The organism is Streptomyces sp. CA-146814, assembly GCF_050942385.1.
GTDB lineage: Bacteria > Actinomycetota > Actinomycetes > Streptomycetales > Streptomycetaceae > Streptomyces.
The window spans coordinates 5,389,900-5,413,987 of record NZ_CP192068.1; the positions used below are offsets into that span (position 1 = coordinate 5,389,900).

Below are 24,088 nucleotides of genomic sequence, written 5' to 3' on the forward strand. Positions count from 1 at the left end.
CACCTGTGAGCACCTTCGACAACGCCACCGCAGACCGCCCGATCGGCCTCACCGCACCCAGCGGCATCGACCGCGCGGCGCACCACCGTCTCGACGAGGCGTGGCTGGCCGTGGCGTGGAGCCACCCTACGACCCGCGTCTTCGTCGTCTCCGGAGGGCAGGTGCTGATCGACGACACCCCCGAGGGCGGCACCGCGATCGTGATGACCCCGGCCTTCGAGGCCCCGGTCACCGAGACCCACCGCTACTTCCTCGGCACCGACGAGGAGGGCGTCAGCTACTTCGCGCTCCAGAAGGACTCGCTACCCGGCCGCATGGACCAGTCGGCCCGCCCGGCGGGACTGCGCGAGGCGGGCCTGCTGCTCGGCCCCCGCGACGCGGGCCTGATGGTGCACGCGGTCGCCCTGGAGAACTGGCAGCGCCTGCACCGCTTCTGCTCCCGCTGCGGCGAACGCACCGTCATCGCGGCGGCCGGGCACATCCGCCGCTGCCAGGCCTGCGGCGCCGAGCACTACCCTCGCACCGACCCGGCGGTCATCATGCTCGTCACCGACGACCAGGACCGCGCGCTGCTCGGCCGCCAGGTGCACTGGCCCGAAGGCCGCTTCTCCACGCTCGCCGGGTTCGTCGAGCCGGGGGAGTCGATCGAGCAGTCCGTGATCCGCGAGGTCTACGAGGAGGCGGGCGTCACCGTCGGCGAGGTCGAGTACATCGCCAGCCAGCCGTGGCCCTTCCCCTCCAGCCTGATGCTGGGCTTCATGGCCCGGGCGACCTCCTCGGAGATCACCGTCGACGGCGAGGAGATCGAGGAGGCCCGCTGGTTCTCCCGCGAGGACCTCACCGCCGCCTTCGAGTCGGGCGAGGTGATGCCTCCGTTCGGCATCTCGATCGCCGCCCGGCTGATCGAGCTCTGGTACGGGAAGCCGCTGCCGAGGCCGGGCAGCCTGAACCGCACGAACTGAACGGGACACACGTAGGCCCCCGGCATCAGCCGGGGGCCTACTTGGAAGCTCGGGGCGTCAGGCGGCCAGTGCCTGCTTCACCTGGGCGAGCGACGGGTTCGTCATCACGGACTCGGTGCCGGCTTCGGAAACGATCAGCAGCGTCGGGACCGTCTGGTTTCCGCCATTCGCCTTCTCGACGAACGCCGCCGAGTCCGCGTCGTGCTCGATGTTGACCTCGTTGTACGCGATGCCCTCGCGGTCCATCTGGCTCTTGAGCCGACGGCAGTAGCCGCACCAGGTCGTGCTGTACATCGTCACAGTGCCCGCCATGTCGGTGGCGCTCCCTTGTCTCGTCCGTCCCGCTGCGCGGCCGGCAGCGTCACATGCGGCCCGGCGGCCTGCGCCGCCTTCCCGCACCGGGTGGAACGTACGGGAGGCGGCCACCATTCCCACCCCCGCACCGGAGCCGTCGTCCCCCCCCGTATCAGTGCGGCCGCCGTCCCCCGCATCAGTACGACGAATAGCTCACCCCTGTGGACAACCGCCGCATCCGTCCCGTGGGACCTGGCAGCATGGCGGGGTGACAGCAGCAACGCACTCCACCCTCTTCCCGCAGATTCCCGAGACCCCGGACGCCGTGCTCGACGGGCTCGACCCCGAGCAGCGCGAGGTGGCGCTCGCCCTGCACGGACCGGTGTGCGTGCTGGCCGGAGCGGGGACGGGCAAGACCCGCGCGATCACCCACCGCATCGCGTACGGGGTGCGGGCGGGCATCCTCCAGCCCGCCACGATCCTCGCCGTCACCTTCACCAACCGGGCCGCCGGCGAGATGCGCGGACGGCTCCGGCAGCTCGGCGCGACCGGCGTCCAGGCGCGGACGTTCCACTCCGCGGCGCTGCGGCAGCTCCAGTATTTCTGGCCGAAAGCAGTCGGTGGCGAGCTGCCCCGGCTGCTGGAGCGGAAGGTGCAGCTGGTCGCCGAGGCGGCCGCCCGCTGCGAGCTCCGGCTCGACCGGAACGAGCTGCGTGACGTCACCGGCGAGATCGAATGGGCCAAGGTCACCCAGACCGTCCCCGCCGACTATCCGGCCGCCGTCGCGAAGACCCAGCGGGACGCCCCGCGCGACCCGGCGGTCCTGACCCAGATCTACTCCACGTACGAGCAGCTCAAGCGCGACCGCTCGGTGATCGACTTCGAGGACGTGCTGCTGCTGACCGTCGGCATCCTCCAGGACCGCCAGGACATCGCCGACCACGTGCGCGGCCAGTACCAACACTTCGTCGTCGACGAGTACCAGGACGTCAGCCCGCTCCAGCAGCGGCTGCTCGACCTGTGGGTCGGCGACCGGGACAACCTCTGCGTCGTCGGCGACGCCAGCCAGACGATCTACTCCTTCACCGGGGCCACCCCCGACCACCTGCTGAACTTCCGCACCCGCCACCCCGGCGCGACGGTGGTCAAGCTGGTCCGGGACTACCGCTCCACCCCCCAGGTCGTCCACCTCGCCAACGGTCTGCTCAGCCAGGCCCGCGGCCGGGCCGCCGACCACCGTCTTGAGCTGGTCTCGCAGCGCGACAAGGGCCCCGAGCCGGTCTACGCGGAGTATCCCGACGAGCCCCACGAGGCCGAGGCGACCGCCCGGCGCATCCGCGAGCTGATCGCGGCAGGCGTCCCGGCCGGGGAGATTGCCGTGCTCTACCGGGTCAACTCCCAGTCCGAGGTCTACGAGCAGGCCCTGGCGGACGCGGGCGTTCCCTACCAGCTGCGCGGCGCCGAGCGGTTCTTCGAGCGGGCCGAGGTCCGCGAGGCGGGCACCGCCCTGCGCGGCGCCGCCCGCGCCGGGCGCAACGACTCCCTGCTCGACGGGGCGGAGGGGCTGCCGTCCCAGGTGCGGGCGGTGCTCTCCACGAAGGGCTGGACCACCCGCCCGCCCGCCGGATCGGGTGCGGTACGCGACCGCTGGGAGTCGCTGGCGGCGCTGGTGCGCCTCGCGGAGGACTTCGAGGCGGCCAGGCCGGGAGCGACCCTGACCGACCTGGTCCGTGAGCTGGACGAGCGGGCCGCCGCCCAGCACGCCCCGACGGTCCAGGGGGTCACGCTGGCGTCGCTGCACTCGGCGAAGGGGCTGGAGTGGGACGCGGTGTTCCTGGTCGGCCTGACCGAGGGCATGATGCCGATCGCGTACGCCAAGACCGACGAGCAGGTCGAGGAGGAGCGCCGCCTGCTGTACGTCGGCGTCACCCGCGCCCGCCTCCACCTCTCGCTCTCCTGGTCCCTGGCGCGCTCTCCCGGCGGCCGGGCGAACCGCAGGCCGACCCGGTTCCTGAACGGGCTGCGCCCGGGCTCCACGGCGGCCGGCGCCCGGGGCGGTGCCGGAGGCGGCGGCGGTATCGACCGGGGCACCGGCCGGGCCACCGCTGCGGCGGACGGGCGGACCGAGGCCGTCGAGCCCAGGCCCCGGCAGCCGGTGCGGTGCCGGGTCTGCGGCCGGACCCTCACCGACGCGGGCGAGATGAAGCTGATGCGGTGCGAGGAGTGCCCGTCCGACATGGACGAGGGGCTGTACGGGAGGCTGCTCGACTGGCGGGCCGGCCAGGCTGCCCGGCTGAGCCAGCCCGACTACTGCGTCTTCACCGAGAAGACCCTGATGGCCATCGCCGAGGCCGTGCCGTCCACCGAGGGCGAGCTGGTCGTCATCGCCGGCGTCGGCAACCGGAAGCTGACCCGTTTCGGAGCCGACGTACTCGCCATCTGCGCAGGTGAGACGGTCGGTGAGGAGGTCGAGGAGGGCGGCGCGGAGGACTGAGAAAAACTCGTCCAGAAAATAGTTTGCGCCCGCCCCAGTCGTCACCATAGGTTCTTAACCACGGGAACAGCGACTTCTCTGAAGCCCTGAATCCGTGCTGTACTTATCCGAATACGCGCGACCGGCTCCGGCCGGTCACCCTAGACGCCGAGAGGAGGCGATTGAAGTGATCAGCATCATCGAAACCCAGAAAATGACCGGTCTTTCGGTCGTCTCCGCCTGCTCGCTCGGCCTCGCCCGCTCCTCGGCTGCTTCGCTCCGCGCCACCGGTCTGTCCGGCATCTCCGCCGTCAGCCCGCTGACCCTGGCGAACCTCCCCGTGATGCGGGAGCGCAATGAGCGACCGATCGAGGCACCGGCGGCAGCAGTAGCGAAGGACGCACAGGCTCAGGCCTATGCCTTTGCGGCAGCCGGTGCCGGAGCCGAGAAGAAGACGCAGCAGCACCACACGATGTGGGCCTTCCGTGGGCCTGAACCCTGGAGCGATCCAGCCTGATGCAGCATCAGGCCGGCGCCTCAGGGCCGCGGAACCCCACTCGGGATCCGCGGCCCTTTTGTTTTGTCCGAACGGACGGGACATGCCCAAGGCGCCTCGGGCCAGCAGTACCAGCCGCCAACCGGCCAACAGGCCGGCACGACCAGACGAGGACACCACCCACCGTGCAACTCGAAACGCACGCCCCGTCAGTACCGCAGTCCGACTTGATCTCCCCGCCCGGCTCCACGGAGGACTCCACCTTGCTCCCCCTCACCGCGCTCACCGCGCTCGACGACGCCATCGAGAACCTCGGCGTACCCGTCCCCTGCCGCTCGTACGACCCGGAGGTCTTCTTCGCCGAGTCCCCGGCCGACGTCGAGTACGCCAAGTCCCTTTGCCGGACCTGCCCGCTCGTCGAGGCCTGCCTCGCCGGTGCCAAGGAGCGGCGCGAGCCGTGGGGTGTCTGGGGCGGCGAGCTCTTCGTACAGGGTGTCGTCGTGGCCCGCAAGCGGCCGCGTGGCCGTCCGCGCAAGAACCCGGTCGCAGCGTGATCGCCGGCTCCGCCGCCCCCGCCCCCACGCGGTGGCTGCGCCCAGGAACCATCGACCGCCCGCAGACCCATGACCCCCGGAATCAGGCATCAATGATCACCCCCACGCAGGAGCCCGTCGGCTCCGCAACCCCTGACGTCACCATCATCGGCGCGAACGACTCGCGTCAGAACAGGACCCGCGAGATGCAACTCATCCCTGAAGCCCTGGCCCGTGCGCATATGCACGACCGCCTGCGGGAGGCCGAGGTGGACCGCCAGGCGGTGCGCCTCGTCGCCGCCCGCCGGATGCAGCGCCGAGCGGAGCGCGCCTCGCTGCGTGCCCGCCGGGCGCTGGCCATGGCCGTCATGCACTGATGGCCGGAACGCACTGAGAGGCCCCGCCTCTCCGCTCCACGCCGGAGCACCACCACCCCACCGCGGGGCCGTCCGACGAGGGCGGCCCCGCGGTGCGTTGTGCTGCCGGGTCCCGGAGACGGGGATATCGTCACGAGGTGGACGAGGACACGCATCCCCCCGAACGACCCGCCCCCGGACCGGTGGTCTGCGCCCGCTGCGGCACCGCCGCCGAAGGCGACACGGCCCCGGTGACCTGGCTCTCCTCCGTGGAGGACGGCCGCCTCCTCCACTTCTGCGAGACCTGCGCCCGCCTCCACATCAGAGCGATCGAGAGCCGCCTCGACTCCCTCTGGTGGTGACCCGGCTGCTACGGGCTGATGGCGGCCCGGCTACGCGTCGCCCTCCGGGTCCCTCTCCGGCTCCTCGCCCTCCGGTGCGTACTCGGCCTCCTCGTTCTCCTCGGCCTCCGCGACGAACCCCGGCAGCCACGCTTCGAGTTCGTCCCGCAGCCGCACCGCCGCACCGAGCTGGCACAGCACCCCGATCGTGCTGAGCGTGACCCGGTGGATCAGGAGGTACGACGGCGGGAGGTTCAGCTGCCTGCCGAGCTGGTGGGCGGGGGAGCGCGGGTCGGCTATCCGGCCCGCCTGGTCCCGCAGCCAGCCCCGGCTGAAGGTGAACTCCTCCACCTGCGCCGGTTCGATGATCGGGAGGAGGTAGTCGAGCACCTCGTCCGGCTCCAGATCGACCGACTCCTTCACGAAGCCCTCGTCACGCAGCAGCCCGTACACCGCGGCCGCGTCGCCCTCCAGCGTCATCCGCAGGGATTCGCCGATGGTCCCCGGCAGCCCACCCGGCAGCCGGTCCACCGTCCCGAAGTCCAGCACCCCCAGCCGCCACGCACCACCCTCGGCACCCTCTTCGTCCGAGGACTCGAAGTCCTCCGAGGCGTCCGGTGCATCCGAGGCGTCCGAGGCGTCCGAGGCATCCGGGGTGTCCCAGGCGTCCGGTGCCGCCGCCGGCAGCAGCCGGAAGTTGCCCGGGTGCGGGTCGGCGTGGAGCAGACCCGTGCGGGCCGGACCTGAGAAGAGGAAGCGCGCCAGCAGCTGCCCGGCCCGGTCCCGCTGCTCCGCCGTACCGTCCGCGATCACGTCGGCCAGCGGGACCCCGTCCATCCACTCCGTCACCAGCACCTGGTCGGACTGGTGCACCACCTCCGGGATCACCACATCGGGATCGTCCGCGAACTCCTCCGCGTGGACCCGCTGGGCCTCCGCCTCCAGCTCGTAGTCCAGCTCCTCCGACACCCGGTCGCGCATCTCCTTGATGAGCGGCTTGATGTCCATCCCCGGGACCAAGGGGCCGAGCAGCCGGGCGAAGCGGCTGAGCTGGGTGAGGTCCGAGAGCAGCGCCTCGCCCGCGCCCGGATACTGCACCTTCACGGCGACCTCCCGGCCGTCGTGCCACACCCCCCGGTGCACCTGCCCGATCGACGCGGCGGCCGAGGGCTTGTCCTCGAACTCCAGGAAATACTCGCGCCAGTCCTCGCCGATCCGCTCCGCCAGCACCGCGTGGACCGTGGCGGCGGGCAGCGGCGGCGCGGCCTCCTGCAGTTTGGTCAGCGCGGCCCGGTACGGCCCCGCCACCTCCTCGGGCAGCGCCGACTCGAAGACGGAGAGCGCCTGGCCCAGCTTCATGGCCCCGCCCTTCAGCTCGCCCAGGGTCTTGAACAGCTGGTCCGCCGTGCGCTGCTGCACCTCCCGGGCGACCAGCTCGGCGGATCTACCACCGATCCGCTTGCCCAGACCCCAGGTGGCACGGCCGGCGAAGCCGAGCGGGAGCGCGGCCAGCTTGGCCGTACGCGTAACCGCCTTCCGGGGAAGATCAGACATGTGCCCCTCCAGTTCCCAGACCGCCGTGCCGCTCGGGCCGCCGGTGTCTCTCCGGCGGCGGCGGTCACCCAGCCATTGTGTCCTGCGCCGGAACGGGGCCGGAGACCCCTTCCCCCTCGGCCCGCGCCACCGCTCCGCACGAGCAGTCGGCATGCGGGCCGATCCGCTCGCTCCGCCAGTCAAGCAGCGGCAGCGCGGCCTCCCAGCGCGCCCCGGTGCTCGCCGGCAGCTCCCCGTCCAGGAAGGACAGGGCATGGGCCGCTGCGAGACCGGCGACCGCCGTGGCCAGCCCCAGATCGCAGGCGGGCACCACGCCCCGCCGACCCGAACGCCACTGCGCCAGCATCCGGGGCCACTGCGAATCCCGGTCCGCGCGGTGCAGCTCCAGACACCCCGCGCACCCGGTGCCGCCCGGAAGCACCAGCGGGCCGACCACTCCGGTGGCCTCGATGACCCCCGCATAGAGGTGAGGCGTGCCGGACGCGATCCAGGGAGCCGCGGTGTCCGGGACCGGCGCGTACACCGAGAGGCCGTCCCGGGGCGCGACGACGATCAGCGACAGCCCGGGCGCCCCTTCGCCCGCGCCCCGCTCCGCCCCCGCCGACCGGGGCGTGGGCCCGGCGGCGGCCCGGCGGACCAGCCGGCGGGCCGCCACATCGCGCCGTTCCCCCACGGCGGCGGGCGGCAGCCCGGCCGGCGCCACGTCCCCCGGCTCGGTCCGGCCCCCGTCCAGCACCTCCACCTGCCCCACCCCGGATCCGGACAGCACCGCGGCGATCGACGCGCCGACCCGGCCCGCACCCCGCACCTGGACCCGCATCGCACGCCGGGCGGCCATCCGCCGCAGCCCCTCGCCCGGACCGGGGTGGACGACGGAGAGCGAGGCCACATCAGGTCGTTGACGCTCCATCACCTCGGCCCGGTGGCGCAGGGCATCCGCCTGCGCTCCCGCCGACCGCGGATCATCGAGAAGGCCCGCCTCCGCCAGCCGCCCCACCAGGACGTCCACATGACGGTCCGACAGGTCCAGGGCCCGGGCCTCCTCGCGGAGCAGTGGCAGGCCGCGCGTTCCGTCGAGCAGTTCCAGAAAGCTCCCCGTCGCGATGTCCACCGGACCCAGTGTCACGGCGTGCGCGGGTGTCACTCCGAATTGCACGGTGTTCCGTCCGCGCCATGCCCGGCGCAGCGCGGGCTTCAACATCGGATGCAGGACTTCTCCCCCGAGACGCACGGCTTTCCCCCATCGGTGTCGTGACCGTGCCCGGGAGGATTCCCGGCCACGTCGAGCCATTGCCAGAATGCGCGCCCGGGGCGAAGCGTGCGTGGAGTTATCCACAGGTAGCGGGATGAGTCATTCAATAATGCTGCTCATGGTGCGAAGCGGGGGGTGGGGAGTGGAGAGGATCGGTGGCGAACGCACCCGGAGCCGGGACTTCCTCCACTGACAGCGGGTAACGTCGAAGCGTGCCCGCAGACCCGTCACCCGGCGCCGCCGGGGAGATCCCCATGCGCAGCGCCGTGAGCCGCCAGCCCGGCGCGGCCGCCCGTGCGCCCCGCGCCCCGGCGACGAGCGCGGTCGAGGTCCGCAGAAGCACCCGGCGCAGGAAATCGGTCTCCGCCTACCGGGAGGGCGGCCGAACGATCGTGCTCATCCCCGCCCGGATGTCGGAGGCGGAGGAGCGGCGCTGGGTCGGCGTGATGCTCGACAAGCTCGCGGCCCAGGAGAGCAAGCGGGTCCTCGGCGACACCGAGCTCACGGAGCGGGCCGAGCGGCTGTCCGCCCAGTTCTTCGACGGCCGGGCCCGGCCCGCATCGGTCCGCTGGGTGACCAACCAGAACACCCGCTGGGGCTCGTGCACCCCCGCCGAGGGCAGTATCCGCCTCTCGCACCGGCTCCAGGGCATGCCGGAGTACGTCGTCGACTACGTACTCCTCCATGAGCTGGCCCATCTGCTCGTCCCCGGCCACGGCCCGGGGTTCTGGCGGCTGCTGGAGGCGTATCCGCGTACCGAGCGGGCCCGTGGCTACCTCGAAGGGGTGGTGGCGGCCGACCAGCTGCCCCGCCCGCCGGCCGCACTCGAGGAGTGAGCCCGGCGGGTCGCCCCCGGTGGTTCTGTACCGGGTGTGTACCGGCTTGGCCGGATGTCGCGGTTTGCGGTTAGCCTGACGCGACGCATTCACCTTCGGGATGGGGGACGGTCGTTACGTATGGCCAGGGAATTCCAACGAGGCCACAAGGCCAAGATCAGTGATCTCACACCAGGGACAGATCTGTACGTAGGTGTGCAGATCGCCGCCCCTGGACTGACCTTCGACATCAGCTGCTTCGGCCTGGATGCCGACGAACAGCTCTCGGACGACCGGTATTTCATCTTCTTCAACCAGCCGAAATCGCCCGAGGAGTCCATTCAGCTGCTCGGTCCGCAGTCCGGTGACACCGAGTCCTTCCGCGTCACGCTCGACCGCATTCCGGCCGCCATCCACAAGCTCTCCTTCACCGCGACGCTCGACGGTGCCGGCCAGATGTCGCAGGTCGGCCCCGGGTACATCCGGATCGTCGCGGGCGGCGAGGAAGTGGTGAGATACGCCTTCACCGGGTCGGAGTTCACCACCGAGCGCGCGGTGATGCTCGGTGACTTCTACCTGAAGGACGTCTGGCGCTTCGCCGCCGTCGGCCAAGGCTTCGACGGCGGTCTCGACGCGCTCCTGAGGAACTTCGGCGGCGAGGTCGCCGAGGAGGAAGAGGCGCCGGCCGCCCCGCAGGCTCCGCCCGGGTTCGCCCCGCCGGCCCAGGCCACCGCGCCCCCGGCCTTTGCGGCACCGCCCGCCGCCCCCCAGGCCCCGCAGCCCGCGCCGTCCTTCGGCGCCCCGCCCGCGCCCAGCCCCGCGCCGCAGCAGCCGATGCACGCCGCGCCCACGATCGCGGCCCCGCTCACCCCGCAGGCGCCCCCGGCCCCGTCCCCGTACGGCCAGCCCGGACAGCAGCCCCCGCCGCCCCCGCAGCCCCAGTTCGGCCAGGTCCCCGGCCAGGGCACGCCGCCCTACGGCCAGCCCGCGCCCGCTCCCTACGGCCAGCCGGCCCCGGCACCCTACGGACAGCCCGCCCCCTTCGGGCAGCAGCCCCCCGGCGGATCGCACGGCGTGCCCCAGGGTGCTCCGGCGGCCGGCCCCGGGCTCCACGCGGCCCTCCAGCTGTACAAGGAGACGCCCACCGGCCAGCGCTGGACCCCGCAGAACAAGCAGCTCATGCGCGTCGACCTGACGATGGGCGGCGCCGGCGTGCTGGCCCGCCAGGGCAGCATGGTGATGTACCAGGGCAAGGTCGACTTCGGCTACAAGGGCGCCGGCTTCGTCGGCCGCGCCGTCGGCAACGCCACCGGCCAGGAGATGCAGCTGATGCGCTGTACCGGCCGCGGCCAGGTCTTCCTCGCCGAAGAGGGCTCGTATCTGCACCCGATCGAGCTCCAGGGCGACGCCATCTGCGTCTCCGCCGAGAGCGTCCTCGCCTTCGACGAGTCCCTCCAGTACGAGATCCGCCGCGTCGAGGGGCACGGCATCCCCGGCGGCGCCCTGTTCACCATGCAGTTCCAGGGCACCGGCACCGTGATCATCAAGACCCACGGCACCCCGGTCGTCCTGCCGGTCACGCCCACCACGTTCGCCGACTGCAACGCGGTGGTCGCCTGGTCGGCCGCCTCCCAGGTGATCGTCTCCAGCCAGGTCCGGCTGCGCCGCAACGCGTACCCGGGACACAGCGGCGAGACCGTGAACCTCCAGTTCCGGGGAGCGCCCGGCAACTTCATCGTCGTCCAGCCCTACGAGGTCTGAGGGAGCCCGTCATGAACCAGCAACTCGCGGGCTTCGCCCCGACCCCCGTCACGGCCCGGATGGAGAATCACGGCTCGGCCATGCTCAAGGTCGCCATGGCCTCCGGGCAGGACCTCTACGCGCGCACCGGCTCGATGGTCGCGTACGAGGGGTTCATCCAGTACGAGCCCAATCCGCCCGCCGCCCGGCAGGTCGCCTCCCAGTGGATCACCGGCGAGGGCGCACCCGTCATGAAGTGCTCCGGCGACGGACTGCTCTACCTCGCCGACTACGGCGCCGACGTCGTCGTCATCAACCTGAACAACGAGGCCATCTCGGTCAACGGCACCAACCTCCTCGCCTTCGACGCGCACCTCACCTGGGGCGTCGAGAAGGTCAAGGGGATGGCCAAGTTCGCCGGACAGGGGCTGTGGAACGTCGTCGTCCAGGGCACCGGATGGGTCGCCATCACCTCCCGGGGCACGCCGATCGTCGTCGACTGCGGACGCGGCGACGACGAGACGTACGTCGACCCGGACGCCCTGGTCGCCTGGTCCACCAACCTCAAGGTGAAGGGCAAGCGCAGCTTCAAGGCCGGCGCACTGATCGGCCGCGGCAGCGGGGAGGCGTACCAGATGGCCTTCTCCGGGGAGGGCATCGTCGTCGTCCAGCCGAGCGAGGACAGTACGGACCGCCTGCGGATCCGGAACTGAGGGGAGGGGAACACACCATGCAGAGTCCGCTTTTCAACCACACCGAGCAGCAGTCCCAGGACCGGTACACGATCCAGAACCCGCAGCTCCTGCGGGTGGCGCTGACCGGACAGGACGACATCCTGGCCCGTAAGGGCGCCATGGTCGCCTACCAGGGACTGATGGACTTCGACGGCGAGTACCAGTCGCAGGGCCAGCGGCGCGCCCGCGCGCGCACCGGCGAGGGCCTCGACCTGATGCGGGTCTCCGGGCAGGGCACGGTCTACTTCGCCAACCTCGCCCAGTACATCCACGTCGTGGACGTCGACCGGGAGGGGATGACCGTGGACAGCTCCTACGTCCTCGCGCTCGACTCCTCGCTGCACACCGAGGTCATCGCGGTGGACAGCCAGTACGGGATCTCCGGCAGCGGCAAGTACCAGCTCAACATCACCGGCACCGGCAAGGTCGCCCTCATGACCTCCGGCCAGCCGCTGATGATGCAGGTCACGCCCGAGAAGTACGTCAACGTGGACGCCGACGCCATCGTGGCCTGGTCCAGCGCCCTGCGGGTGCAGATGCAGGCCCAGACGCACTCCAGCGGGGTCTTCCGGCGCCGCGGCAACACCGGCGAGGGCTGGGAGCTGAGCTTCCTCGGCCAGGGCTTCGCGCTGGTGCAGCCGAGCGAGGTCATGCCCCCGCAGAACGCCCAGATCGGCCAGGGCGCCCGCGCCCAGTTCGGCATGGGCCAGCAGGGCTCCCACGGCCAGAACCAGAACAACGCCTGGAACTGACCTCCACCCGCAGAGCACAGCGGTAAGGGGCGGCCTTCATAAAGGCCGCCCCTTACGCATACCCACCCGTTAGAGCCGCGCGCGCGTCGCCTCCAGCAGCCGTACGACCGAGGCGTCGGCCACCGACGCCACGTCCTCGTAACCGAACCAGCGCAGCTCCAAAGACTCCTCGCTGATCCGCTCCGCCGCTCCGGCCGGGGCCAGCGCCGCGTACTGCACGTCCAGGTGCCAGTGGCACGGCGACGGGATGGGGTGCCGGTCCAGCCGGACCGGGCCGCCCGGCAGCAGGGTGAGCCCGGTGATGCCGGACTCCTCCGTCGCCTCGCGAAGCGCGGCGGCCTCCAGGGTGGCGTCCTGCTCCTCGCAGTGCCCGCCCATCTGGAGCCACATCCGGAGCTTGCGGTGCAGGGTGAGCAGCACCTTCTCCCGCTCCGGATCGATCACCAGCGCGCTGGCCGTCAGATGCCCGGCCCCGCACGCCTTCCACATGCCGTCGGCGTGGAGCGCCAAGTGGTCGAGGTAGGCCTGGCGCAGCTCAGCCTGGCCACCACCGGCCGCACCCTCGGGGGCGTAACCCTTCAGTACGAGGGTGGCGTCGTCGTGCAGCGTCACCGGTTGCGGCCGTCCTTGCCGTCCTCCGGGCCGCCCTCGCCCTTGTCCTCGTCGCTCTCCTTGGCCTCGGAAGGCTTCTGCGGGCCCTTCGCCGCCTCGCCGAGCATCTTGTCCAGCTCGGAGAAGTCGGCCTGCTCGTGGTGGACGAAGCCGTCCGGGTCGTCCAGGTCGTGCGCGGTCGGCAGCATGTCCGGGTGCTCCCACAGCGCGTCGCGGCCCTCCAGGCCCCGGGCGTCGGTGAGCGAGGCCCACAGCCGCGAGGCGTCCCGCAGCCGGCGCGGGCGCAGCTGGAGACCGATGAGCGTGGCGAACGTCTGCTCGGCCGGACCACCGGAGGCACGGCGCCGGCGCATCGTCTCGCGCAGCGCGTCCGACGAGGTCAGCCGGGACTTCGCGGCCTCGTGGACCACCGCGTCCACCCAGCCCTCGACGAGCGCCAGAGCCGTCTCCAGACGGGCCAGGGAGGCCTTCTGCTCGGGCGTGTCCTCGGGCTGGAACATGCCCTGCTGAAGCGCGTCCTGCAGCTGCTCGGGGTTGGCGGGGTCGAACTGGCCGACCACGTCCTCCAGCTTGCTCGTGTCGACCTTGATGCCGCGTGCGTACGACTCGACCGCGCCGAACAGGTGCGAGCGCAGCCACGGCACATGGGCGAAGAGCCGCTGGTGGGCGGCCTCGCGCAGCGCCAGATACAGCCGCACCTCGTCCTGCGGGACGCTGAGGTCCTTGCCGAACTGCGCCACGTTCAGCGGGAGCAGCGCGGCCTTGCCCGCCGGGCCCAGCGGCAGCCCGATGTCCGTCGACCCGACCACCTCACCGGCCAGCGTGCCCACGGCCTGCCCGATCTGCTGGCCGAACATGGCGCCGCCCATCGACCGCATCATGCCGATCAGCGGGCCCGCCATGGCCTGCATCTCCTCGGGCAGCACATCGCCCATCGCCAGGCCCACCCGCTCGGCCACCGGGTCGACCAGCTGCTGCCAGGCCGGCAGCGAGGCCTCGACCCACTCCGCGCGGCTCCACGCCACGGTGGAGACCGAACCGGAGGGCATCGACGTCACGCCGTCCAGCCAGAGATCGGCCAGCCGCAGCGCCTCGTCGACCGCCGTCCGCTCGGACGGGCCGACGCTGGCGTCCTTGGTGCCGTCGGCCGTGCCCTGCGAGACGGTCTGGCGCGCGATCTGCTTGGCCATGTCCCAGTTCACGGGACCGCCCTCGTAGCTCAGCATCTGGCCGAGCTGCTGGAAGGCCGCACCGAGATCGTTCGGATTCATCGAGCCGAACATTGCGGCGAACGGGTTGTCACCGCCCGCTCCCGGCCCGAAACCGAACGGGTTTCCCGGCCCGCCCGCGCCCTGCCCACCTTCGGTGGGGTCCTTCTTCTTGCCCTCGTCGCCGTTCTCCGGCTCCTCCGGCGGAAGGCCGAATCCGAATGGGGTGTCACTCACGGGTTTCCTCGGCTCGTAGGGCCGCCGGCTCGAACCGACGGCGACTGCCCGACATCACCATCCAGCGTAGACACCACGCCCGCTTCGGGCCTCAGTGCTCCGCCGACTCCCGGCCTGCGGCAGGATGGACGCCACCTGGTACGTACGCGTCATTCGGGTACGTACTGAAGACAACCGCTGGAGACGCCCGGTGAGTTCCCCAGATCCGCAGGTTCGCGCAGCGCGAAACCTGACCGACCCGTCGCCCGAGAGCACACCCGAGAAGAAACGCCCCAGGAACCCCAGGAACCGGGGTCCCGTCGTCGCGGTCACCGGTGCCGCGACCGGCGTCGGCGAGCTGCTGACCGCCCACCTCGCCGCATCCGACGAGATCAAGCAGGTCATCGCGATCGACGAACGCCGCGGAGAGGTCTCCGAGGCGACCTGGCACATCCTGGACGTACGCGATCCGGCCATCGCGGAGAAGCTGCGCGGCGCGGACGTCGTCGTGCACCTGGCCCTCGATCTCGACCTGGAGACCGACCCCGCCGCCCGCACCGCGTACAACGTGCGAGGCACCCAGACCGTGCTCACCGCCGCGGCCGCCGCCGGGGTCCACCGGGTCGTGCTGTGCACCTCCGCGATGGTCTACGGGGCGCTCGCCGACAACGACGTGCCGCTCTCCGAGGACGCCGAGCTGCGCGCCACCGCCGAGGCCACCGGCGTCGGCGACCTCCTGGAGATCGAACGCCTCGGCCGCCGCGCGCCCCGCGCCCACCCCGGGCTCAACGTCACCGTCGTACGCCCCACCGTCCTGGTCGGCGGCACCGACACCGCGCTGACCCGCTACTTCGAGTCACCCCGTCTCCTGGTGGTCGCCGGTTCCCGGCCCACCTGGCAGTTCTGCCATGTCGACGACCTGGTGACGGCCCTGGAGTACGCCGCGCTGGAGAGGATCGACGGGGAGTTCGCGGTCGGCTGCGACGGCTGGCTCGAACAGGAGGAGGTCGAGGAGCTCAGCGGCGTACGCCGGATGGAGCTGCCCTCCGCCGTCGCCCTGGGGGCCGCCGCGCGGCTGCACCGCATCGGGCTCACCCCGTCCCCGGCCGGCGACCTGGCGTACACGATGCACCCCTGGGTGGTCAGCGTGAGCCGGCTGCACGACGCGGGATGGCGGCCGCGGTGGACCAACGAGGAGGTCCTGGGCGCGCTCCTGGAAGAGGTCGAGGGACGCCACACCGTCGCCGGACGCCGCCTCGGCCGCAAGGACGCCACCGCCGTCTCCGCCACCGCCGCCGGGGCCACCGTCGCCCTGCTCGGCACGGCAGCCCTGGTCCGCCGCGCCCGCAAGGCCCGCCGCCGCATCTGACCCCGTCCACCGGGCCCCGGCAGCCGTCTGTAGGAGGCTCCAACGCGGCCGGGCGTCCGCCGGTCGAACAGGCAATTCCGTGTTGTCGGTGCCGTACGGCACGATGGGGGCATGGCACGTACCCAGGACCACCCCGGCGAGCAGGCGGCTCCGGACCCCATCCGGCTGCTGGCGATCCGGGAGAGCGAACTCTCCCTCGACGAGGTCTTCCGTGCGGTCGGGGACGACGCCGCGGGCGGCATCGCGCTCTTCGTCGGCACCGTGCGCAACCACGACGGCGGACAGGACGTCGGCGCGCTCGGCTACTCCTGCCATCCCTCCGCCGAGGACGAGCTGCGCCGAGTGGCGGAGAAGGTCGTCGCCGACTTCCCGGTCCGCGGCCTCGCCGCCGTCCACCGGGTGGGTGAACTGGAGGTGGGCGATCTGGCGGTGGTCGTCGCCGTCGCCTGCCCGCACCGCGCGGAGGCCTTCGCCGCCTGCCGCAAGCTCATCGACGACCTCAAGCACGAGGTTCCGATCTGGAAGCACCAGCGTTTCTCCGACGGTACGGAGGAGTGGGTCGGCGCCTGCTGAGCGCAAACCGGACCGGGCCGCATCAGCCCCGATTTGCGTAACCGCACCCCTGCCGTGAGCGTTGGTCTTCCGGATCGTTAATCTGCAGATCGATCATTCGATCGCTCATGGGGTAGGGAGGTCGTGATGGCGGCACTCGCTTGGCTGTTGATTCCACTTTTCGCTGCTGTCGGTGGTGCGATATGGGCGAGCTGGGCTGCTCGCAACCGCACGACCGGCGATGTCACCGAGCTCGCCGGGTACGCCAGGTTCCGTGACGCGATGGAGAAATCGCACTCCGGTTCCGGGGCACTCTGAGGCCGTAGAACGCCGCGTGACCACCTCTCCGCCGCGCTGTCGCCCGTGCCCGGACGGACCGGCCCCGAAGGTGGACGGACAGGCCCTTCCCGTACTGTCGTTCCATGCCACGCCGCACCGCGACGATGCTCGCCTCCGCCCTCATCCTCATCGCGCTTCTCTGCGCGGGCATGCTGATCAAAGTGCCGTATTCGGAGATGTCCCCCGGGCCGACGGTGAACACCCTGGGCGAGGCGCGCGGCGAGCCGGTCCTGCGGATCGAGGGCCCCGAGACGTACGAGACCACCGGGCACCTCAACATGACGACGGTCCGGGTCACCGGAGCGGACTACCGGATGAACCTGGGCCAGGCCGTCTACGGCTGGCTGGCCCACGACAGCGTCGTCGTACCGCACGACACGCTCTACCCGGACGGCAAGACCGAGGAGCAGTCCACCCAGGAGAACGCCGAGGAGTTCAGCCAGTCCCAGGAGAGCGCCAAGGTGGCCGCCCTGAAGGAGCTGGACATCCCGGTCGCCACCCAGGTCATCGTCTCCAGCGTCGTCAAGGGCAGCCCCTCCGAGGGCAAGCTGCACGCAGGTGACGTGATCAAGAGCGTCGACGGTACGGCGGTCAAGGAGCCGGGCGACGTCGCCGAGCTGGTCACCAAGCACCCGCCCGGCGAGGACGTCACCTTCACCATCATCCCGGCCAAGGAGGCGGCCGCCGCCGAGAAGGCAGGCCGGGCCCCCGAAGGCGGCCGGCCGGTCACCATCACCACCGAGAAGGCACCGCCGGCGGAAGAGGGCGGCAAGGAGCGGGCGGTCGTCGGCATCAGGGCCGGGACGGACCACCGGTTCCCGTTCACGATCGACATCAAGCTCGCGGACGTCGGCGGCCCCAGCGCCGGTCTGATGTTCTCCCTGGGCATCATCGACAAACTCACCCCGGGCAATCTGACCGGCGGCAAGTTCATCGCGGGCACCGGAACCATCGACGACGCGGGCAAGGTCGGCCCGATCGGCGGCATCAACATGAAGCTCGTCGGCGCCCGGGACGCGGGCGCCCGCTACTTCCTCACGCCCGACGACAACTGCGCCGCCGCCGCCTCGGACACCCCGGACGGACTGACGCTGGTCCGGGTCAAGACCCTCGACGACGCCAGGAAGTCGCTGGAGAAGATCAGCGCCGGCAAGACCGACGCGCTGCCGAGCTGCTCGGCCGGCTGACAGCGCGTCGGGAGGCGGACGGCGGGCCCGTCAGGACTCGAACGTCGCCGAGAGGGCCTCGGCGAGCCCCGGCACCAGACCCGCGCCGGTCAGCACCTCGGTGGGGGAGTCCTTCTCGCGCAGCCGTACGGCGGACTCGCGCGCCCCGTCCCGCAGCACGGCCACCGTCATCCGCACCTCCTGCCGGTCGGGGTGCTTGGCGACCCACTGCGTGAGCTGCTTGTCGCTGAGCCCTTCCGGAACGGAGGCCTCGGCGGACGGCGGCAGCATCAGCCGCTCGACGGTCATGGCGCAGCCCGCCACGGAGTCGGGCCAGGCGATGGTGGCGAGGAAATCGTCCAGGGCGGTGCCGGCGGGCAGCTCCTCCTGCTCGATCGGGGTGAGGGAAGCGGTCGGGGAGGCGGCGTCGTCCAGGCCGAGCTGAGCGGCGAGACCCGGCTCCTGGACCCGCAGCCGGGCGGTGTCGACCAGGGCGAACAGCCGGGCGGGCTGGTCCCAGCCGAGGGTGGAGGCATAGGCGTCGATTTCGAGGACGGCGACGGTGAGCGGGCTCGCGGCCATCGGAGGTCCTGCGGGAGAAACGTTGGGCATGGGCAATATCCTGCCTCCTTCGGCCCCGGTATCGGGAACTAGGTAAAGCTTCAGTAAGTTGCATAGGTGGGCTCTACGACCGCTGGGGCCGCTCCACACGACCGCGAACTTCGAGGTGCGCACGTTGGCTTTCCAGATGCCGGACCGCGGCGGAGGCCCCACCGGGCCACGGATCAGTGTCGGCCGCCCGTCCCGGCGGACCCGCACCCTGCTCATGACCTTGGGGGTCCTGGCGGTTCTCGCCATGGCCTTCGTCATGTTCGCCGGGTTCTGGACCGACTGGCTCTGGTACCGGTCGGTGGCGTATTCCTCCGTCTTCACCACCACCCTGTGGACCAAGATCGGACTGTTCCTCGTCTTCGGACTGGTGATGGCCCTGGCCATCGGTCTGAACATCTGGCTCGCGCACCGGCTCCGGCCGCCGCTGAGCGCGATGTCGCTGGAGCAGCAGAGCCTGGACCGCTACCGGATGAGCGTCGCCCCCTTCAAGAAGTGGGTGCTGCTCGCCGTCACCGCGCTCGTCGGGCTGATCGCCGGAGCATCCGCCTCCGGCCAGTGGCGCACCTGGCTGATGTACGTCAACGGCGTGCCGTTCGGCACGAAGGACCCCCAGTTCAAGCTGGACGTCTCCTTCTACGCCTTCGACCTGCCGTTCTACCGCTTCCTGCTGGGCTTCGGCTTCGCGGCCACCGTGCTCTCGCTGATCGCCGCCGCCCTGACCCACTACCTGTACGGCGGGCTGCGCATCACCAGCCCCGGTGCCCGTGCCACCGGCGCGGCCACCGGCCACCTCTCGGTGCTGCTCGGCATCTTCGTCTCGCTGAAGGCCGTGGCCTACTGGCTCGACCGGTACGGTCTCGCGGTGAAGTCCAGTGACTTCAAGGCCGCGGACAACTGGACCGGCCTGCGGTACGTCGACGCGAACGCCTATCTCCCGGCGAAGACCATCCTCTTCTGCATCGCGGCGATCTGCGCGGTGCTGTTCTTCGCGACCCTGTGGCGCCGCACCTGGCAGCTGCCGGTCATCGGCTTCGGCCTGATGGTGCTCTCCGCGATCCTGATCGGCGGGCTCTACCCGGCGATCGTGCAGAAGTTCCAGGTCCAGCCGAACGAGCAGGCCAAGGAAGCGCCGTTCATCCAGAAGAACATCGACGCGACCCGCGATGCGTACGACATCGACAAGGCGCAGATGGAGGACTACTCGGGCCAGGCCACCACGAGCGACGACACCAAGCTGCGGGCTGCCGCCAACACGGCTGCCAGCTACCGCGTGATGGACCCCAACGTCGTCTCCCCGGCCTTCCAGCAGCTCCAGCAGCGCAGGAACTACTACCAGTTCCCCAAGACGCTGGACGTCGACCGCTACAAGGGCGAGGACGGCAAGGAGCAGGACACCGTCATCGGTCTGCGTGAGCTGAACATCCAGGGCCTGCCCAAGCGGAACTGGATCAACGACCACTTCACGTACACCCACGGCTACGGCGCCATCGCGGCCCGCGGCACCAGCACCGGCACCAACCCGACGGGGTCCCCGGACTTCACCGAGTCGGGCCTGCCGTCCACCGGTGAGTTCGGGAAGTACGAGCAGCGGATCTACTACGGCGAGAAGACCGAGCAGTACTCCATCGTCGGCGGGCCCCAGAAGGAGCTCGACTACGAGGAGGACGGCGAGAAGACCACCAGCTACAAGGGTGACAGCGGGGTCAGCCTCTCCAACACGTTCAACCGCGCCGCGTACGCGGTCTCCTTCAGCGAGCCGCAGATCCTGTATTCGGGAGCCATCGGTGACGGCTCGCGGATCCTGTACAACCGCACGCCCAAGGAGCGCGTCGAGGCGGTCGCCCCGTGGCTGACCATCGACGGCGACGCCTATCCCGCGGTCGTCGACGGCCGGATCCAGTGGATCGTCGACGCGTACACCACGACGAACGGCTATCCGTACGCCTCCCGGACGACGCTCGGCGACACCACGGCCGACTCGCTGACCACCAACCAGCGCGCGGTCGTCGCCCAGCAGAACCAGGTCAACTACATCCGCAACTCGGTGAAGGCCACCGTCGACGCGTACGACGGCAAGGTCAAGCTCTACGAGTGGGACACCAAGGACCCGGTCCTCAAGACCTGGCGCAAGGCGTTCCCGGGCACGGTGAAGGCCCGTACGGAGATCCCGCAGGCGCTCCTGGACCACCTGCGGTACCCGCAGGACCTCTTCAAGGTCCAGCGCGAGCTGCTCACCCGCTACCACGTCGAGGACCCCGCGCAGTTCTACAGCGGCTCCGACGCGTGGCAGGTGCCGGCCGACCCGACCACCAAGGAGTCGGGCTCCGTCCCGCCGTACTACCTGTCCATGAAGATGCCGGGCCAGGACCAGCAGGCGTTCTCGCTGACCACCACCTTCACCCCCAGGGGGCGGCCGAACCTCGGTGCCTTCATGGCGGTGAACGCGGACGCGGCCAGCAAGGACTACGGCACGATGAGACTGCTCCGGGTCACCTCCACCGTGAAGGGCCCGGGCCAGGTACAGAGTGAGCTCAACGGCAACGACGACGTCGCCGAGTTCGTGAGGAACCTCAAGGGCACGGACTCCGACATCGACTACGGCAACCTGCTGACGGTTCCGCTCGAAGGCGGCTTCCTCTACATCGAGCCCGTCTACACCCGCGGTGGCAACCAGAACTATCCGCTGCTGCGCAAGGTGGCCGCCTCGTTCGGCTCGAAGATCGTCTTCGAGAACAACCTGGGAGACGCGCTCAACGCGGTCTTCGGGGGCGACGGCGACGCGGACACCACACCGCCCGACCCCAGTGATCCGCCGGGTGACACCACCAAGCCGCCGGCCACCGGAACCGATGCGCTCAAGAGGGCCATCGCGGACGCCCAGAAGGCGTACGAGGACGGTGAGGCGGCGCTGAAGGAGCAGGACTGGCCCGCCTACGGCAAGGCCCAGGACGCGCTCCAGGAAGCTCTGGAGCGGGCGGCCAAGGCTCAGCCCACGGGCGGGGCCGCGAGCGACAAGCCCGCTGCCCCGGAGAGGGACGCCGGAGCCGACCCGGCGAAGAAGCCCGAAGAGAAGCCTGATGAGGGCGCCGGGGCCGAGCAGGCGGCGGCCAGGGCACCTGAGTAAGCACCACCCCGCGTCGTGGTACGGTTTGAACACAACGACGCGGGGTGGAGCAGCTCGGTAGCTCGCTGGGCTCATAACCCAGAGGTCGCAGGTTCAAATCCTGTCCCCGCTACTGAAGACGAAGGCCCGGATCCTATGGGATCCGGGCCTTCGTCATGTCGTCGTGTCTTTCTTGTTCCGTGGGCGTGAAGTGCGGTTCGCTGGGCACCAGTTGAGTTCCGACGTGTTTGACTTGTCTCTCTGTGGGCATGTCGACAAAACGCTGAAGTGACCTCACTGGCCGCGATATACCAGGTGTACGCGGGTTACAGGTGGTGCGACGATGGTATTTATGGGGGACAGGGCAACTCTGTTGGAGACAGGGCGGTTTGTGCAGCGGCGCGGCCAGAAGGCGGACAAGGCGGCAGATGCGGCCTTCGCTGCCGTCATCGTCGGCGCCGGCGCGAGCACGCCCGGACCACGGGACGCCACCACCGCCGGTGAACCGGGGCCCGCCGTCGAGGCGCCGTCCCGGGGCAGGGGGCGTACCACGAGCGAGACAGCCGCGACAGCGGGACACCTGGACGCCGACGCCGTACGCGCGGCCGCGGCCCTCACCACCGGCGTCACGGATGTGACCACGCCGGACGCGGGCCTCACGGACTCCGCCACGGGCACGACGGACGCCGACGCGGGAACCACCGACGCCGTCGACGCGGCGGACAGCGCCGAGGCGGAAGCGCGCCACCGCCGGGCGGCCGAGGCCGGGGACACCGCGTCCATGAGCGTGCTCGGCGCCCTGCTGCTGCGCCGCGGCGAGCTGGACGGTGCCGAGACCTACCTCCGCGCCGCCACCGCCGACGGCGACCGGGCCGCCGCCAACAACCTGGGCGTCCTGCTCCACCAGCGCGGCTACCCGGACGAGGCCGCGGGCTGGTGGCGCATCGCCGCCGTGGCCGGTTCGGCCGCCGCCGCGCACGCGCTGGGCCGTCACTTCCGCGAGCGCGGCGACGAGCCCGGCGCCGAGTACTGGCTGCGGCAGTCCGCCGAGCAGGGCCACGCGCTGGGCGCCTACGCGCTCGCCGACCTGCTGGAGCACCGGGGCGACATCGGCGCCGGGCGGTGGCTGCGCGCCGCCGCCGAGCAGGGCCACCGGGAGGCCGCCTACCGGCTGGCCCGCACCCTGGAGCGGAACGCGGTCGAGGACCCGCACGACGCCTTCGGCCTGGGCCGGTCCGCCGGCCGGACCGGTCTCGGCCCGCACGCCGGACCGGCCACCGCCGACGCCCTGACGACGGGCGCCCCGACGACGGACGCCAAGGGCGACCGAGGCGCGCAGGCCGAGAAGGACCGAGCCGGCCGGGACAGCCCCGTGGCCGGTCCCGCCGCCGGACGCGTCGGCGAGGCCGAGCAGTGGTATCGCCGTGCCGCCGCCCGGGGCCACCGCCGTGCCGCACTGCACCTCGGCGCGATCCTGGAACAGCGCGGCGAGCTCAAGGAGGCGGGCCGCTGGTACCTCACCGCCGCCAAGGACGGCGAGGCCCGCGCCGCCTGCGCGCTGGGCTTCCTGCTGCGCGACGCGGGCGACGAGGAGAGCGCCGCCGTCTGGTGGCTGCGCGCCGCCCAGGACGGCGACGGGAACGCGGCCAACGCGCTGGGCGCCCTGCACGCGGCGCGCGGCGAGCAGCAGACCGCCGAGCGCTGGTACCGCGCCGCCATGGACGCCGGTGACGTCAACGGCGCGTACAACCTCGGGCTGCTCTGCGCCGCCCAGGACCGCACGCCGCAGGCCGAGCAGTGGTACCGCCGCGCCGCCTACGCCGGACACCGCGAGGCCGCCAACGCGCTCGCCGTGCTCCTCCTCCAGGCCGGCGACCACACCGGCGCCGAGCCCTGGTTCTCCAAGGCGGCCGAGGCGGGCAGTGTGGACGCCGCCTTCAACCTCGGCATCCTGCACGCCGGACGGGACGAGGACCGTACGGCGCTGGGCTGGTACCAGCGAGCGGCGGCGGCCGGGCACACCGACGCCGCGCTCCAGGTCGCCATGGCCCTGCTGCGCGACGGTGAGGACCGGGAGGCCGAGCGCCATCTGCGCTGCGCGGCGGGCGGCGGCAGCGCCGAGGCGGCGTTCCGGCTGGCCGGGGTGCTGGACGCGCGCCAGCCGCCGCCGGGTCCGCCCGCGCTCGGCGAGCCGATGCCGGAGAAGACCGAGTGCGAGGAGTGGTACGAGCGGGCCGCCCAGCAGGGCCACCGCCGCGCCCAGGTCCGGGTCGGCATGCTCGCCGCCGCCCGCGGTGACGTGGAGAGCGCCGCCCACTGGTACCGGGAGGCGGCGGAGGCGGGCAGCCGTAACGGCGCCTTCAACCTGGGGCTGCTGCTGGCCCGCGAGGGCAGCGAGCGCGAGGCGGCCCTGTGGTGGAGCCGCGCCGCCAACGCCGGTCACGGGCGGGCCGCGCTGCGGCTGGCCCTGCTCGCCGCGCGCCGGGGCGAGCTCACCGAGGGCCAGCGCTGGTGTGCGCGGGCCGTGGAGCTGGGTCCGGCCGAGGTGGCCGAGCGGGCGGCCCGGCTGCGTGACGCGCTGCACCAGGAGCTGACCGCGTAGGGCCTCG

General features: G+C 71.5%; 21 protein-coding genes and 1 tRNA gene. 16 read left to right on the forward strand and 6 right to left on the reverse strand.

The features are described 5' to 3' along the window. Nucleotides 1-5 precede the first annotated feature (5 nt). A complete protein-coding gene (gene nudC, locus ACQP09_RS24235; RefSeq protein ID WP_326703626.1) occupies nt 6-962 on the forward strand; it encodes an NAD(+) diphosphatase in 957 nt (318 codons plus the stop codon). Between the two features lie 57 nt (nt 963-1,019). Here nudC and ACQP09_RS24240 read toward each other — a convergent pair whose 3' ends face one another. Continuing rightward, nucleotides 1,020-1,274, reverse strand: coding sequence for a glutaredoxin domain-containing protein (locus tag ACQP09_RS24240; protein WP_237327839.1), 255 nt, complete (start codon nt 1,272-1,274; stop codon nt 1,020-1,022). 250 nt (nt 1,275-1,524) lie between these two features. Here ACQP09_RS24240 and ACQP09_RS24245 point away from each other — a divergent pair, with 250 nt between their 5' ends. The 5 genes from ACQP09_RS24245 (at nt 1,525) to ACQP09_RS24265 (ending at nt 5,476) form a co-directional block, all read left to right on the forward strand. Beyond that, entirely contained in the window at nt 1,525-3,750 is a 2,226-nt protein-coding gene (locus tag ACQP09_RS24245) for an ATP-dependent DNA helicase UvrD2 (RefSeq protein WP_433403016.1), read from the forward strand. Between the two features lie 166 nt (nt 3,751-3,916). Beyond that, the gene (locus tag ACQP09_RS24250; protein ID WP_433403018.1) at nt 3,917-4,246 is read left to right on the forward strand and encodes a hypothetical protein; all 330 of its coding nucleotides are present in this window, start codon (nt 3,917-3,919) and stop codon (nt 4,244-4,246) included. 164 nt (nt 4,247-4,410) lie between these two features. Next, entirely contained in the window at nt 4,411-4,779 is a 369-nt protein-coding gene (locus ACQP09_RS24255; RefSeq protein ID WP_366387351.1) for a WhiB family transcriptional regulator, read from the forward strand. 92 nt (nt 4,780-4,871) lie between these two features. Next, nucleotides 4,872-5,135: a hypothetical protein gene (locus ACQP09_RS24260; RefSeq protein WP_356746814.1), complete on the forward strand. Its 264-nt coding sequence runs from the start codon at nt 4,872-4,874 to the stop codon at nt 5,133-5,135. Between the two features lie 137 nt (nt 5,136-5,272). Then, entirely contained in the window at nt 5,273-5,476 is a 204-nt protein-coding gene (locus ACQP09_RS24265) for a hypothetical protein (protein ID WP_433403021.1), read from the forward strand. Nucleotides 5,477-5,506: 30 nt separating this feature from the next. Here the strand turns inward: ACQP09_RS24265 and ACQP09_RS24270 are convergent, their stop codons facing one another. Beyond that, nucleotides 5,507-7,009, reverse strand: a complete 1,503-nt coding sequence (locus tag ACQP09_RS24270; RefSeq protein ID WP_433403024.1) for an ABC1 kinase family protein — start codon at nt 7,007-7,009, stop codon at nt 5,507-5,509. Nucleotides 7,010-7,073: 64 nt separating this feature from the next. Next, entirely contained in the window at nt 7,074-8,219 is a 1,146-nt protein-coding gene (locus ACQP09_RS24275; protein ID WP_433406750.1) for a ThiF family adenylyltransferase, read from the reverse strand. Between the two features lie 254 nt (nt 8,220-8,473). On the opposite strand from ACQP09_RS24275, the gene ACQP09_RS24280 reads away from it, so the two are divergent. From ACQP09_RS24280 to ACQP09_RS24295, 4 genes are all read left to right on the forward strand, one after another. Continuing rightward, nucleotides 8,474-9,097 carry a M48 metallopeptidase family protein gene (locus ACQP09_RS24280; RefSeq protein WP_433403026.1) on the forward strand — a complete coding sequence of 208 codons (624 nt, stop codon included), beginning with the start codon at nt 8,474-8,476 and terminating at the stop codon, nt 9,095-9,097. A 120-nt stretch (nt 9,098-9,217) separates the two neighbouring features. After that, the gene (locus ACQP09_RS24285) at nt 9,218-10,837 is read left to right on the forward strand and encodes a TerD family protein (RefSeq protein ID WP_433403029.1); all 1,620 of its coding nucleotides are present in this window, start codon (nt 9,218-9,220) and stop codon (nt 10,835-10,837) included. Between the two features lie 11 nt (nt 10,838-10,848). Beyond that, nucleotides 10,849-11,529, forward strand: a complete 681-nt coding sequence (locus tag ACQP09_RS24290; RefSeq protein WP_326703619.1) for an AIM24 family protein — start codon at nt 10,849-10,851, stop codon at nt 11,527-11,529. 17 nt (nt 11,530-11,546) lie between these two features. After that, nucleotides 11,547-12,302 (forward strand): AIM24 family protein, encoded by a 756-nt coding sequence (locus tag ACQP09_RS24295; RefSeq protein ID WP_433403032.1) that lies wholly within the window; start codon nt 11,547-11,549, stop codon nt 12,300-12,302. A gap of 69 nt (nt 12,303-12,371) precedes the next feature. On the opposite strand, the gene ACQP09_RS24300 is transcribed toward ACQP09_RS24295, so the two are convergent. Both ACQP09_RS24300 and ACQP09_RS24305 read right to left on the reverse strand, forming a co-directional pair. Then, nucleotides 12,372-12,914: an NUDIX hydrolase gene (locus ACQP09_RS24300; RefSeq protein WP_433403035.1), complete on the reverse strand. Its 543-nt coding sequence runs from the start codon at nt 12,912-12,914 to the stop codon at nt 12,372-12,374. Then, nucleotides 12,911-14,359, reverse strand: a complete 1,449-nt coding sequence (locus ACQP09_RS24305; RefSeq protein ID WP_433403038.1) for a zinc-dependent metalloprotease — start codon at nt 14,357-14,359, stop codon at nt 12,911-12,913. The genes ACQP09_RS24300 and ACQP09_RS24305 overlap by 4 nt, the downstream gene beginning before the upstream one ends. 190 nt (nt 14,360-14,549) lie before the next feature. Here ACQP09_RS24305 and ACQP09_RS24310 point away from each other — a divergent pair, with 190 nt between their 5' ends. From ACQP09_RS24310 to ACQP09_RS24320, 3 genes are all read left to right on the forward strand, one after another. Then, nucleotides 14,550-15,707, forward strand: a complete 1,158-nt coding sequence (locus ACQP09_RS24310) for an SDR family oxidoreductase (protein ID WP_404059966.1) — start codon at nt 14,550-14,552, stop codon at nt 15,705-15,707. 111 nt (nt 15,708-15,818) lie between these two features. Further along, a complete protein-coding gene (locus ACQP09_RS24315) occupies nt 15,819-16,280 on the forward strand; it encodes a molybdenum cofactor biosynthesis protein MoaE (RefSeq protein ID WP_433403041.1) in 462 nt (153 codons plus the stop codon). Between the two features lie 401 nt (nt 16,281-16,681). Beyond that, on the forward strand, nt 16,682-17,785 hold the full coding sequence (locus ACQP09_RS24320; protein WP_433403044.1) for a YlbL family protein: 1,104 nt from the start codon (nt 16,682-16,684) through the stop codon (nt 17,783-17,785). Between the two features lie 30 nt (nt 17,786-17,815). Here ACQP09_RS24320 and ACQP09_RS24325 read toward each other — a convergent pair whose 3' ends face one another. Beyond that, nucleotides 17,816-18,376, reverse strand: a complete 561-nt coding sequence (locus ACQP09_RS24325; protein WP_432149820.1) for a PPA1309 family protein — start codon at nt 18,374-18,376, stop codon at nt 17,816-17,818. A 136-nt stretch (nt 18,377-18,512) separates the two neighbouring features. Here ACQP09_RS24325 and ACQP09_RS24330 point away from each other — a divergent pair, with 136 nt between their 5' ends. The 3 genes from ACQP09_RS24330 to ACQP09_RS24340 all read left to right on the forward strand — a co-directional run bounded on the left by ACQP09_RS24330 (nt 18,513) and on the right by ACQP09_RS24340 (nt 24,081). Further along, a complete protein-coding gene (locus ACQP09_RS24330) occupies nt 18,513-21,500 on the forward strand; it encodes a UPF0182 family membrane protein (protein ID WP_433406751.1) in 2,988 nt (995 codons plus the stop codon). A gap of 38 nt (nt 21,501-21,538) precedes the next feature. Beyond that, nucleotides 21,539-21,612, forward strand: a tRNA-Met gene (locus ACQP09_RS24335). A gap of 210 nt (nt 21,613-21,822) precedes the next feature. Then, nucleotides 21,823-24,081, forward strand: coding sequence for a sel1 repeat family protein (locus ACQP09_RS24340; RefSeq protein ID WP_433403048.1), 2,259 nt, complete (start codon nt 21,823-21,825; stop codon nt 24,079-24,081). Nucleotides 24,082-24,088: the final 7 nt, after the last annotated feature.

What these genes read in the sequence shown, in the direction of transcription:
- ACQP09_RS24240 (WP_237327839.1), bottom strand. Translation starts at nt 1,274, where the DNA reads ATGGCGGGCACTGTGACGATGTACAGCACGACCTGGTGCGGCTACTGC.
- ACQP09_RS24260 (WP_356746814.1), top strand. Translation starts at nt 4,872, where the DNA reads ATGATCACCCCCACGCAGGAGCCCGTCGGCTCCGCAACCCCTGACGTC.
- ACQP09_RS24270 (WP_433403024.1), bottom strand. Translation starts at nt 7,009, where the DNA reads ATGTCTGATCTTCCCCGGAAGGCGGTTACGCGTACGGCCAAGCTGGCC.
- ACQP09_RS24285 (WP_433403029.1), top strand. Translation starts at nt 9,218, where the DNA reads ATGGCCAGGGAATTCCAACGAGGCCACAAGGCCAAGATCAGTGATCTC.
- ACQP09_RS24290 (WP_326703619.1), top strand. Translation starts at nt 10,849, where the DNA reads ATGAACCAGCAACTCGCGGGCTTCGCCCCGACCCCCGTCACGGCCCGG.
- ACQP09_RS24295 (WP_433403032.1), top strand. Translation starts at nt 11,547, where the DNA reads ATGCAGAGTCCGCTTTTCAACCACACCGAGCAGCAGTCCCAGGACCGG.
- ACQP09_RS24315 (WP_433403041.1), top strand. Translation starts at nt 15,819, where the DNA reads ATGGCACGTACCCAGGACCACCCCGGCGAGCAGGCGGCTCCGGACCCC.
- ACQP09_RS24320 (WP_433403044.1), top strand. Translation starts at nt 16,682, where the DNA reads ATGCCACGCCGCACCGCGACGATGCTCGCCTCCGCCCTCATCCTCATC.
- ACQP09_RS24325 (WP_432149820.1), bottom strand. Translation starts at nt 18,376, where the DNA reads ATGCCCAACGTTTCTCCCGCAGGACCTCCGATGGCCGCGAGCCCGCTC.
- ACQP09_RS24330 (WP_433406751.1), top strand. Translation starts at nt 18,513, where the DNA reads ATGCCGGACCGCGGCGGAGGCCCCACCGGGCCACGGATCAGTGTCGGC.
- ACQP09_RS24340 (WP_433403048.1), top strand. Translation starts at nt 21,823, where the DNA reads ATGGTATTTATGGGGGACAGGGCAACTCTGTTGGAGACAGGGCGGTTT.